Origin of the sequence: Pseudomonas flavocrustae, assembly GCF_029872515.1 — a bacterium.
GTDB lineage: Bacteria > Pseudomonadota > Gammaproteobacteria > Pseudomonadales > Pseudomonadaceae > Chryseomonas > Chryseomonas aestiva.
On sequence record NZ_JAPDIQ010000003.1, the window covers coordinates 34,307 to 46,030 of the forward strand.

Genomic DNA, 11,724 nt, shown 5'->3' on the forward strand with positions numbered 1-11,724 from the left:
CAGGTCCCCGAGTGCCTGGCGCCTTCCGTCATCATCGCCGGACGGCCTAGACGACCGGTGCACGCATACGCTTCAGACGCCCTGTTAAGGACCTGACGACATGGCAAAACCCAATAAAGCTCGCTCCCGCAAACCCGCCGCCTTCATCGACGACCCGCTCTGGTACAAGGATGCGATCATCTACCAGGTGCACGTGAAGTCGTTCTTCGACTCCAACAACGATGGCATCGGCGACTTCCCCGGCCTGATCGACAAGCTGGACTACATCGCCAGCCTGGGCGTCAATACCATCTGGCTGCTGCCGTTCTACCCCTCGCCGCGGCGCGACGACGGCTACGACATCGCGGAATACCGCGGCATCCATCCCGACTACGGCACCATGGCCGATGCCAAGCGTTTCATCGCCGAGGCCCATGCCCGTGGCCTGCGGGTGATCACCGAGCTGGTCATCAACCACACCTCCGACCAGCACCCCTGGTTCCAGCGCGCGCGGCGCGCCAAGAAGGGCTCGGCGGCGCGCAACTTCTACGTCTGGTCCGACGACGACCAGAAGTACGATGGCACCCGCATCATCTTCCTCGACACCGAGAAGTCCAACTGGACCTGGGACCCGGTCGCCGGCCAGTACTTCTGGCATCGCTTCTATTCCCACCAGCCGGACCTCAACTTCGACAATCCCCAGGTCATGAAGGCCGTCATCTCGATCATGAGGTACTGGCTGGACCTGGGTGTCGACGGCCTGCGGCTGGACGCCATTCCCTACCTAGTGGAGCGCGACGGTACCAACAACGAGAACCTTCCCGAGACCCACGTGGTGCTCAAGGAGATTCGCGCCGAGATCGACGCCAACTATCCCGACCGCATGCTGCTGGCCGAGGCCAACCAGTGGCCGGAAGACACCCAGCTGTATTTCGGCGATGGCGACGAATGCCACATGGCCTTCCACTTTCCGCTGATGCCGCGCATGTACATGGCCATCGCCCAGGAAGACCGCTTCCCCATCACCGATATCCTGCGCCAGACCCCGGAGATCCCGGCCAACTGCCAGTGGTCGATCTTCCTGCGCAACCATGATGAACTGACCCTGGAGATGGTGACCGACCGCGAGCGGGACTATCTCTGGAACTACTACGCCTCGGATCGCCGTGCGCGCATCAACCTCGGCATCCGTCGCCGCCTGGCGCCCCTGCTGGAGCGCGACCGCCGGCGTATCGAGCTGCTCAACAGCCTGCTGCTGTCGATGCCCGGTACCCCGACGATGTATTACGGCGATGAAATCGGCATGGGTGACAACATCCACCTGGGCGATCGCGACGGCGTACGGACGCCGATGCAGTGGTCGGTCGACCGCAATGGCGGCTTCTCCCGCGCCGACCCAGCCAGCCTGGTGCTGCCCTCGATCATGGATCCGCTCTACGGCTACCAGGCGATCAACGTCGAGGCCCAGTCGCGCGATCCCCATTCGCTGCTCAACTGGACGCGGCGCATGCTGGCCGTGCGCAAGCAGCAGAAGGCCTTCGGTCGCGGCACCCTGAAGATGCTGTCGCCTACCAACAGACGCATCCTGGCCTACCTGCGCGACTTCACCAATGCCCAGGGCGAGCACGAGACCATCCTCTGCGTGGCCAACGTCTCCCGCGCTGCCCAGGCGGTGGAACTGGACCTGTCCAGCTTCGCCGGCCAGGTACCGGTGGAAATGATCGGTGGCAGCGCCTTCCCGCCCATCGGCCAGCTGCCCTACATGCTGACCCTGCCGCCCTATGGCTTCTACTGGTTCTACCTGGCCGGCAACGAGCAGATGCCCGCCTGGCACACCGAGCCGCCGGCACCGATGCCCGACTACCAGACGGTGGTCATCAAGCGCAATCTGCAGGAACTGCTGGACGGCGAGCCGCGCCGCATCTTCGAAGAGGTGCTGCCGGTCTATCTGCCCAAGCGTCGCTGGTTCGGTTCCAAGGACGAGGCCATCACCGGTGTGCGGCTGGATTATGCCGTGCAGATCAATACGCCCAAGCTGCCGGTGATGTTCAGCGAGGTGGTGGTGACCAATGCCAAGGGCGAAGAGCGCTACGCCTTGCCCCTCGGCTTCCTCGCCGAAGAGGACCAGCATTGCAGTCCGCTGGCGACCCAGCTGGCGCTTTCCCGCATCCGTCACGTGCGGCGTGTGGGGCTGGTGACCGACGCCTTCGCCCTCACCAGCTTCGTGCATGGCGTGTTCGATGCCTTCCGCAAGGGTGCCAGGCTGGCGTCCCCTGCCGGGGACCTGAGTTTCGAGGTCTACGACCAGGCCGAGGACTTCGCGCTGGATCCGGACATCGAGATCAAACACCTGGGCGTCGAGCAGTCCAACAGTTCGCTGATCGTCGGCGACCACCTGATGCTCAAACTGATCCGCAAGGTGGCGCCGGGTATCCACCCGGAAGTGGAGATGGGACGCTACCTGGCCCAGGCCGGGTTCGCCAACATCGCCGCGACCCATGCCGTGGCCCAGCGCATCGCGGCCGATGGCACGCCGCACGTGCTGATGCTGGTGCAGCAGCACATCCACAACCAGGGCGATGCCTGGACCTGGAGCCTCGACGGTCTGGATCGCGTCACCCGTGACCTGCTCAGCGGCGGCATCTCCGACGTGGAGAACGAATTCACCGCCATGGGCGATCTGACGGCCTTCGCCGGCGTGCTGGGCAAGCGTCTGGGCGAGATGCATCTCGTGCTGGCGCAGCCCACCGAGGATGCGGCCTTCGCTCCCGAAACCGTGGACGCCCAAGCGGCCAAGGAGCTGGCGCATCGCGTTCGCCTCCAGGTGGACAACGCCCTGGATACCCTGCAGGGCATGGGCGATCAGCTCGACGCCACTGGCAAGTCCCTGTTGCAGGGCCTGGTCGGCAAGCGCGAAGCCCTGGCCAAGCGCATCGAGGCCCTGGCGGCCGATGTCGAGGGCGGTCTGCGTATCCGCGTCCACGGCGATCTGCACCTGGGTCAGGTGCTGGTGGCCCAGGACGACGCCATCCTCATCGACTTCGAAGGCGAGCCGGCACGGTCGTTGGAAGAACGTCGCGGCAAGTACGGTCCGCACAAGGACGTCGCCGGGGTACTGCGCTCCTTCGACTACGCGGCGGCCATGGTCACCCAGTCGAGCAACGCCGGCGCGGACACCTCGGAAGAGCACCTGCAACTGCGTGCCAAGGCAGCAGAAACCTACCGCAATGCTTCCTACGCGGCCTTCCTGGAAGGCTATCGCGCTGCGGCGGCCGACATCGGCCACCAGTGGAGCGAGCGGGGCGAGCAGGCGGCGCTGGATCTCTACAGCCTGGAGAAGGCGGTCTATGAGATAGGCTACGAGGCTGCCAACCGACCCACCTGGATCAACATCCCGCTACGGGGCGTTGCCGCCATCGTCGAGACCCTTTTGTCCGGAGCCCGCGCATGACCGATCACAACACCGTTCCTGTCGCTCCGCTGGACGACGCCCGGCTCTCGGCTGCCGAGGCCGAGTCCCTGGCCCGTGGCGAGCATGGCAATCCCTTCGCCGTGCTCGGCCCCCATCCGGATGGCGAGGGCCTGATCGTCCGCGCCTTCCTGCCCAATGCCCTGGGCGCAGAGCTGGTCGATCGCGTCAGCGGTCGGTCGCTGGCCCAGATGCAACCCGGGCGGGTGCCCGGGCTGTTCGTCGCGCGGCTCGACTACGCCGCGCCCTACAAGCTGGTCATCCGCTGGCCCAGCGGCGTGCAGGAGACCGAGGATCCCTATTCCTTCGGGCTGCTGCTGGGAGAAACCGATCTCTACCTGTTCAACGAAGGCCGCCACCGCAATCTCGGCGAGACCTTTGGCGCCCAGCGCTGCCAGGTCGACGGCGTGGAGGGCGTGCGCTTCGCGGTCTGGGCGCCCAATGCCCGGCGCGTCTCGGTGGTCGGCGACTTCAACAGCTGGGACGGGCGCCGTCTGCCCATGCGCCTGCGCGCCAACAGCGGTGTCTGGGAGCTCTTCGTGCCGCGTCTGCCGGTGGGCACGGCCTACAAGTACGAGATTCTCGGCCAGCACGGCGTGTTGCCGCTCAAGGCCGATCCCATCGCCCTGGCCGCGGAATTGCCACCGCGCACCGCCTCGGTGGTGGCCGACAACAAGCCCTTCACCTGGCACGACCAGGACTGGATGGCTCGCCGTCGCGAGCTGCAGGGTGTGGAAGCGCCCATCTCGGTCTACGAACTGCACGCCGGGTCCTGGCGCCGTGAAGGCGGTGACGAGGGGCGCCAGTACAACTGGCGCGAACTGGCCGAGCGCCTGATTCCCTACATCCGCGAGATGGGCTTCACCCATATCGAACTGTTGCCGATCATGGAGCATCCCTTCAGCGGCTCCTGGGGCTACCAGCCCCTGGGCCAGTTCGCGCCTACCTCGCGCTTCGGCACCCCGGCGGATTTCGCCGCCTTCGTTGACGCCTGCCACCAGGCCGACATCGGCGTCATTCTCGACTGGGTACCGGCGCATTTCCCGACCGACGAACACGGCCTGGCCCGCTTCGATGGCACCGCGCTGTACGAATACGAGCACCCCTACGAGGGCTTCCACCAGGATTGGAACACCTACATCTACAACCTGGGGCGCCATGAGGTGCACGGCTTCATGCTGGCGTCGGCCATGCACTGGCTCAAGCACTTCCACATCGATGGTCTGCGCGTGGATGCCGTGGCCTCCATGCTCTACCGCGACTACTCGCGCAAGCAAGGCGAGTGGATCCCCAACATCCATGGTGGTCGCGAGAACCTGGAAACCATCGCCTTCCTGCGTCACCTCAACGAGGTGGTCCACGAGGAAGCGCCGGGTGCCCTGGTGATCGCCGAGGAATCCACCTCCTGGCCGGGCGTCAGCGCACCGGTCAGCGAAGGGGGGTTGGGTTTCGACTTCAAGTGGAACATGGGCTGGATGAACGACACTCTTCACTACGTGGAAGAGGACCCGGTCTATCGCCAGTACCATCACCACCAGATGACTTTCGGCCTGGTGTATGCCTGGTCCGAGCGTTTCTTGCTGCCCATCTCCCACGACGAGGTGGTGCACGGCAAGGGCTCGATGATCGAGAAGATGCCGGGCGACGTCTGGCAGAAATTCGCCAATCTGCGCACCTACCTGAGCTTCATGTGGACCCATCCGGGCAAGAAACTGCTGTTCATGGGCTGCGAATTCGGTCAATGGCGCGAGTGGAGTCATGATCGCGAGCTGGACTGGTTCCTGCTGGAGCACGGCACCCACCGGGGCGTGCAGCAGCTGCTGGCCGATCTCAACCAGCTCTATCGTCACGAACCGGCACTGCACGAGCGCGATCACCTGCCCGAAGGCTTCGACTGGGTGGTCGGCGACGACAATGGCAACAGCGTCTTCGCCTGGCTGCGCAAGGACGCCCAGCAGCGACCGCTGCTGGTCGTCGCCAACTTTACTCCGGTACCGCGTCACGACTACCGGGTGGGTGTGCCGTCGCTGGGCCATTGGCAGGAGATATTCAACAGCGATGCCGAGCGCTACGGTGGTTCCAACCTGGGCAACGGCGGCGGGATAACGGCCGAGGAGATCGGCGCCCATGGCCAGCCGGCCTCGCTGAATCTGCAAGTGCCGCCGCTGGGTCTGCTGGTGTTCAAGCCGCAGGGCTGATCCGGGAGCGCCCCATCAGGGGCGCGTTCCGCTGACAGGCATCCCCGTTCTGGGCGATGCTTGTCAGGCATCTGGCAACCGAGAACACCATGATCGATCTCGCCGAATGGAATCTGACGGTTCCCGTACCCATGCCCGTGGCTCAGGTACAGACCGCCGAACTCAACAGCAGCGGCTTTCGCAGCCCCTATCTCGCGCGTGGCGAGGGGGGATCGCTGGTGTTTTGGGTTCCGGTGACCGGTACGCCGCAACCCTTCAACACCTATCCCGCCACGGAGCTGCGTGAGACGCGCCCGGACGGCAGTGCCTATGCGTGGAAATACCGCGAAGGGGATGCCCTGCTGCAGGCTGAAGCCGTGGTGCAACAGGTGCCTTCACGCCCCGAGGTCATCATCAGCCAGATCGAGGACCAGACCGCCGTGCCGGAAGCACCCCAGGCGCTGTTGCAACTCATCTATCGCGTGGAGAGCCCTGCGACCGGCAAGGGACAGACCCCCCAGGGCCAGTTGATCGCCCGGTTGCGGGAAAGCCCCAGTGACAGCCCCAAGGAGGTCATCCTGCTGGAGCGCCTGCCCCTCAACAGCCGCTTCAGCTATGATATCAAGCTGGCCCGCAGTGGCGTGCTCACCGTCCGCGCCCATGGTGCCGGGTCGCGCAACGGTGACCTGGGTCTGCAACTGGACAGCGCCTGGAGCAGCCATCACCTGTATTTCAAGGCGGGTGCCCGCTTGCGCGATGGCGAGGGGCCCGCCACCGAAGGCGGACGGGTCCTGTTCTACCGGCTGATCTCCATGCACCAGCCCAACAACCGGTAAGACTGGCTCAGGTCGCGTGCTTTTCCTGCTGCTTGCGCTCTTCGCGTCGGTCATTGCTGACCTTGAGCTTCTTGGCCCGGCTTTCCAGGGCGAAGTAGAGCACGGCCGCGATCAGCAGCGGCAGGATGAAATACAGCGTCCGGTAGCCGAGCAGCGCAGCGATGATCTTGCCCTGGGAGAGGCCGTCATTGGCCAGCAGGGCGATGAACACCGTCTCCAGCACTCCGACCCCAGCCGGGATATGCACGATGACCATGGCGATGCTGGAGAGCAACAACACGCCTAGCACATGCAGATAGTCCACCTGGCGGCCGAGGAACAGGTAGACGATGGCCGCCATGGCCATCCAGTTGATCGAGGAGACCAGCAACTGCAGGCAGGCCATGCGCAGCGAGGGCAGGGCGAGGCGCTGCTTGCGTACCGTCCATTCGCGCTGCTTGGCGAAGGCACAGACGCCCAGGTAGAAGACGATGAAGGCCAGCAGGCCGAAGCCGATCAGCCGCAGGGTGGTATCGCCGACGAACCAGTTAGGCGGCATGTCCACCACGCCGCTGACGAAGATGCCACCGGCCAGCAGGATATAACCGAGCCAGTTGGTGGCGATGCTCAGGGAAAAGATGCGGGTGATGGTGCCGCTGGAAAGGCCCAGGCGGGAATAGAGGCGGTATCTCATGCCGATGCCGCCGACCCAGGTGCTCAGGGTCAGGGTGAAGGCGTAGCAGATGAAGGAGACGAGGAACACCTGGCGCTTGACCAGCTTGTGCCCGCAATAGGCCCGCCCGATCAGGTCATAGCAGCCATACATGATGTAGGACAGCACCACTAGGCCGCCGGCCATGGCCAGCGTCGTCCACTTGTAGCCGGTGAAGACCTTCCAGACCTCGCCCCAGTCTACCTTGCGGGCATAGATCACCAGCAGCACCACCACCGCGATCAGGAAGACCCAGGTGAGGATCTTCTTCGCCAGCACCCAGCGACCATTCTGCGGCTTGTCGGCAGCCTGCTGGTCGTCCTCGTCGTCGGTATGATCCAGGGCGTCGCTGTGGCTGCTCATCGTTGGGGATACCTTGAAATCGAGGAATCGACCCGATCCTGGGTTTCGAGCTCGGGCTGCACCGGCGGACTCACCAGTTCGATCTTGGGGGTATGACCGGGCAGCCAGCCGACCCAGGCGGGGAAGTGGCGCAGGAAGTGAAAGACCAGCATCGTCTTGGCCAGGTGCCAGTAGGTGCGCTTGGGTACCTTGCTGCTGTCGACGTGCTCGCAGTGATTCTGGATCAGGGTTTCCAGGCGACCGCGCAGTTCGCGGTTGAAGGCGTGGTCATGGAAGATCAGGTTGCATTCGAGGTTCAGCGAGAGACTCAGGGGGTCGAGATTGCTCGAACCCACGGTGGACCAGTGCTCGTCCATGGTCGCCACCTTGCCGTGCAGGGGCCGCAGGCAATATTCGTAGATCTCCACCCCGGCCTTGACCAGGTAGTTGTAGAGCATCTGCGCGCCGACCTTGACGATGGCCATGTCCGGTTCGCCCTGCACGATCAGCACCACGCGGACGCCCCGCTGCGCCGCATTGCGCATTTCCCTGAGCAGCCGATAGCCGGGGAAGAAGTAGGCGTTGGCGATCACCACCTCGCGCTTGGCGTTGCGCAGCATCTCCAGGTAGTGCTTTTCGATGTCGGCGCGATGCTCGTCGTTGTCGCGGAACACCAGCAGCGCCTGGGCATTGCCGGGATTGCGGTTGTCGGCCGGCTTCTGCGAGCGCTTGCCCCACCAGCGGTGGGTTTCCTCCGGGGAGTTGATGGCGTCCCGCGCGAAGCGGTGGATGTCATCGACGATGGGGCCTTCGACCTCGACGGCGTAGTCCTGCTTGGCTTCGGGTCCGAAGTCGCCCAGGTGCTCGGCGGAGTAGTTGATGCCGCCGATGAACCCCAGGCGGGCGTCCACCACCACGATCTTGCGATGCAGGCGGCGGAAGAGATTGGTCCTCATGCCCATGACCAGGGGGCGCGGATCGTAATAGCGGAACCGTACGCCGGCATGCACCATTTCATCGATGAAGTCGCGTGGCAGATCGGGCGAGCCGTAGGCGTCCACGGTGATGTCCACCTGGACACCACGCTTGGCCGCCGCGACCAGCTCTTTCTGCAAGGCTTTGCCGACCTTGTCGTGGAAGAGGATGAAGGTCTCGATGATGACCTCGCGCTCGGCCGCGCGGATCGCCTCGAAGACCCGTGGAAAGAAGTCCTCGCCGTTTTCCAGCAAGGCGATGCGGTTTCCGTCCCGCCATTCGAAATTCATAGGTGGAAGTCCGCAGCCAGGGGCGCATGGTCGGACAGGTGCGACCATGGCTGATTGCCCAGCACCTGTGGGCGCCCGACGCTGACGTTGCGCGTGTAGATGCGATCCAGGCAGAGCAGGGGTCGCTTGGCCGGGAAGGTCTTGGGCAGGCGCCCCGCGGTCTTCATGAACACCTCTTCGAGTCCCGCGCCCTGGCCAAGGATGTCATTGGCCTTCTGACGCCAGTCGTTGAAGTCCCCTGCCACCACGACGGGGGCATCGCTGGGCAGGGAATTGATGTGTTCGCAGATCAGCTGCATCTGCATCTGGCGATGTTTCTCGCGCAGGCCCAGATGCACGCAGATGACGTGCAGATCCACGGCCTGATCCGGGATACGCAGGACGCAATGCAGCATCCCGCGCTTTTCCGGACCGGCGATGGAAATGTCGAAGTTGTCGTAACTGACGATGGGAAACTTCGACAGCACCGCATTACCGTGATGGCCGTCCGGGTAGACCGCATTTCGCCCGTAGGCGAAGTCGGTCCACATCGAATCGGCCAGGAACTCGTACTGCGGCGCCGCCGGCCAGTTCTCGAAGCGCAACGGGTGCTTTTCGTGGGTACCCAATACCTCCTGCAAGAAGACAATGTCCGCTGACACCGTCCGCACCGCCTCGCGCAATTCCGGCAAGATGAACTTGCGGTTGAAGGACGTGAAGCCCTTGTGCGTGTTGATGGTCAGGACCTTGAACGAAAAACCCTGTTGCGCGTTCGTCATGCCTGGCGCTTCCTCCGCTTGGTCTGGGTCAGCTCGAACAGCAATACCGAGCGTCCGGTGACCTGATAGGTGTCTCCGAAATTGAAGACGTCGCCGGCATCCAGGTCAGGCTGATTGGTATCCAGCTGCAGGGACCAATGCTCGCCCATGGGGACTTCCGGTAGGGTGAAATCCACCACGTCATAATGAGCATTGACCAGAATCAGCAGCGAGGTATCCGCGCCCTTGCGACGAATGCCGGTCGGCTGGGCACGGCCATCGAGCAGGATGCCCATGCACTTGTTGCTGCCGTCCTGCCATTGCTCGTCGCCCATCTCGGTGCCGCCGGGCTGCAGCCAGGTGACATCCTTAACGCCCAGTTCTTCGTTGTAGGCACCGGTGAAGAAGCGGCTACGACGCAGCAGCGGATAGCGGCGACGCAGGTCGATCAGGTTGCGCACGTACTCCTGCAGTTCGGCGCTCTTTTCGCTGATCTCCCAATTGACCCAGCCGATCTCGCTGTCCTGGCAGTAGCCGTTGTTGTTGCCGCCCTGGGTACGCGCGAACTCGTCCCCAGCCAGCAGCATGGGCGTGCCTTGGGAGAGGAAGAGGGTCGCCAGCAGGTTGCGCATCTGCCGATAGCGCAGTTCGATGATCTCCGGATCGTCGGTCTCACCCTCGACACCGCAGTTCCACGACAGGTTATGGGAGTGGCCGTCGTTGTTGCCTTCGCCATTGGCCTCGTTGTGCTTGTCGTTGTACGACACGGTATCGGCCAGGGTGAAGCCATCGTGGGCGGTCACGAAGTTCACGGACGAGTAGGGCTTGCGACCGCGACGGTTGAACTTGTCGCCGGAGCCCAGCAGGATCTTCGCGAAATCGCCGATCTTGTCTTCGTCACCCTTCCAGAAGGCACGCGCGGTGTCGCGGAAGGTATCGTTCCACTCCATCCAGCCGGGTGGGAAGTTGCCGACCTGATAGCCGCCGGGGCCGCAGTCCCAGGGTTCGGCGATGAGCTTGGTCTCGGCCAGGATGGGATCCTGACGGCAGGCATGCAGGAAACCGCCGCCTTCGTCGAAGCCGTCCGGCTCGCGGCCCAGGATGGTGGCCAGGTCGAAGCGGAAGCCGTCCACGCCCATCTCGGTCGCCCAGTAGCGCAGCGAGTCGGTGACCATCTGCAGCACGCAGGGGTGGCTCATGTTCAGGGTGTTGCCGGTACCGGTATCGTTGATGTAGTAACGCGCATCATCGGGCATCAGGCGGTAGTAATTGGCGTTGTCGATGCCCTTCAGCGAGAGGGTCGGGCCCATCTCGTTGCCTTCGGCGGTGTGGTTGTAGACCACGTCGAGGATGACCTCGAGGCCGGCATTGTGCATGCGCGCGACCATCACCTTGAATTCGCCGATGGACTGGCTGGCCATGTAGCGCGAGTGCGGGGCGAAGAAGGCCAGGGTGTTGTAGCCCCAGAAGTTTCTCAGGCCCTTTTCCAGCAGGTGGTTGTCATCGAGGAAGTAGTGGATCGGCATCAGCTCGACGGAGGTCACGCCGAGCGACTTGATGTAATCGATGACTTCGCTTTCCTGCAGGCCGGAGAAGGTGCCCCGGGCATTCTCGGGCACTGCCGGGTGCTGCATGGTGTAGCCGCGGACATGGGTCTCGTAGAACACGGTGCGGTCACGCGGGACACGCGGATGGGTGGTGTTGCCCCAGGTGAAGGCCGGGTCGATCACCCGGCAGCGCGGCATGAAGGGGGCGCTGTCGCGCTCGTCGAAAGACAGGTCGCCATCGGCATGGCCGATGGTGTAGCCGAACAGGGCATCGTTCCACTCCAGCTCACCGACGATCTGCTTGGCGTAGGGATCGATCAGCAGCTTGTTGTGGTTGAAGCGATGGCCATTCTGCGGCTCATAGGGGCCGTGTACGCGGTAACCGTAGAGCGTGCCGGGACGGGCATCGGGCAGGTAGCCGTGCCAGATCTCGTTGGTGAATTCCGGCAGCTCGATGCGTTCGATTTCTTCCTTGCCTTCGTCGTCGAAGAGACAGAGTTCTATCTTGGTGGCGTTGGCGGAAAAGATGGCGAAGTTCACGCCGGAGCCGTCCCAGGTAGCGCCCAGGGGATAGGGCAGGCCTTCACGAACACGAGACTTGGACTTGCTGATGAACGCGGTCGCTTCGGTTAAGGGCTTGTTGGAATCGGTTGATGTCATTTCGACGCTCTCGGGGATAGC

General features: G+C 63.8%; 7 protein-coding genes. 3 read left to right on the forward strand and 4 right to left on the reverse strand.

What is annotated here, in order from left to right; translation table 11 throughout:
• Positions 1 to 100: 100 nt before the first annotated feature.
• The 3 genes from treS to OMP44_RS08090 all read left to right on the forward strand — a co-directional run bounded on the left by treS (position 101) and on the right by OMP44_RS08090 (position 6,461).
• Positions 101 to 3,430: a maltose alpha-D-glucosyltransferase gene (gene treS / locus OMP44_RS08080; RefSeq protein WP_273861622.1), complete on the forward strand. Its 3,330-nt coding sequence runs from the start codon at positions 101 to 103 to the stop codon at positions 3,428 to 3,430.
• Entirely contained in the window at positions 3,427 to 5,646 is a 2,220-nt protein-coding gene (glgB, locus tag OMP44_RS08085) for a 1,4-alpha-glucan branching protein GlgB (protein WP_280307291.1), read from the forward strand. Before treS ends, glgB begins: the two co-directional genes overlap by 4 nt.
• 89 nt (positions 5,647 to 5,735) lie before the next feature.
• On the forward strand, positions 5,736 to 6,461 hold the full coding sequence (locus tag OMP44_RS08090; RefSeq protein WP_187979187.1) for a polysaccharide lyase family 7 protein: 726 nt from the start codon (positions 5,736 to 5,738) through the stop codon (positions 6,459 to 6,461).
• A gap of 7 nt (positions 6,462 to 6,468) precedes the next feature.
• Here OMP44_RS08090 and OMP44_RS08095 read toward each other — a convergent pair whose 3' ends face one another.
• The 4 genes from OMP44_RS08095 to glgX are packed head-to-tail and all read right to left on the reverse strand — an operon-like array spanning position 6,469 to position 11,703.
• The gene (locus OMP44_RS08095; RefSeq protein ID WP_273861620.1) at positions 6,469 to 7,515 is read right to left on the reverse strand and encodes a lysylphosphatidylglycerol synthase transmembrane domain-containing protein; all 1,047 of its coding nucleotides are present in this window, start codon (positions 7,513 to 7,515) and stop codon (positions 6,469 to 6,471) included.
• A complete protein-coding gene (clsB, locus tag OMP44_RS08100) occupies positions 7,512 to 8,759 on the reverse strand; it encodes a cardiolipin synthase ClsB (protein WP_280307292.1) in 1,248 nt (415 codons plus the stop codon). Before clsB ends, OMP44_RS08095 begins: the two co-directional genes overlap by 4 nt.
• Positions 8,756 to 9,517, reverse strand: a complete 762-nt coding sequence (locus OMP44_RS08105; protein WP_133861799.1) for an endonuclease/exonuclease/phosphatase family protein — start codon at positions 9,515 to 9,517, stop codon at positions 8,756 to 8,758. Before OMP44_RS08105 ends, clsB begins: the two co-directional genes overlap by 4 nt.
• Positions 9,514 to 11,703 carry a glycogen debranching protein GlgX gene (glgX, locus tag OMP44_RS08110; protein WP_252977116.1) on the reverse strand — a complete coding sequence of 730 codons (2,190 nt, stop codon included), beginning with the start codon at positions 11,701 to 11,703 and terminating at the stop codon, positions 9,514 to 9,516. Before glgX ends, OMP44_RS08105 begins: the two co-directional genes overlap by 4 nt.
• Positions 11,704 to 11,724 lie beyond the last annotated feature (21 nt).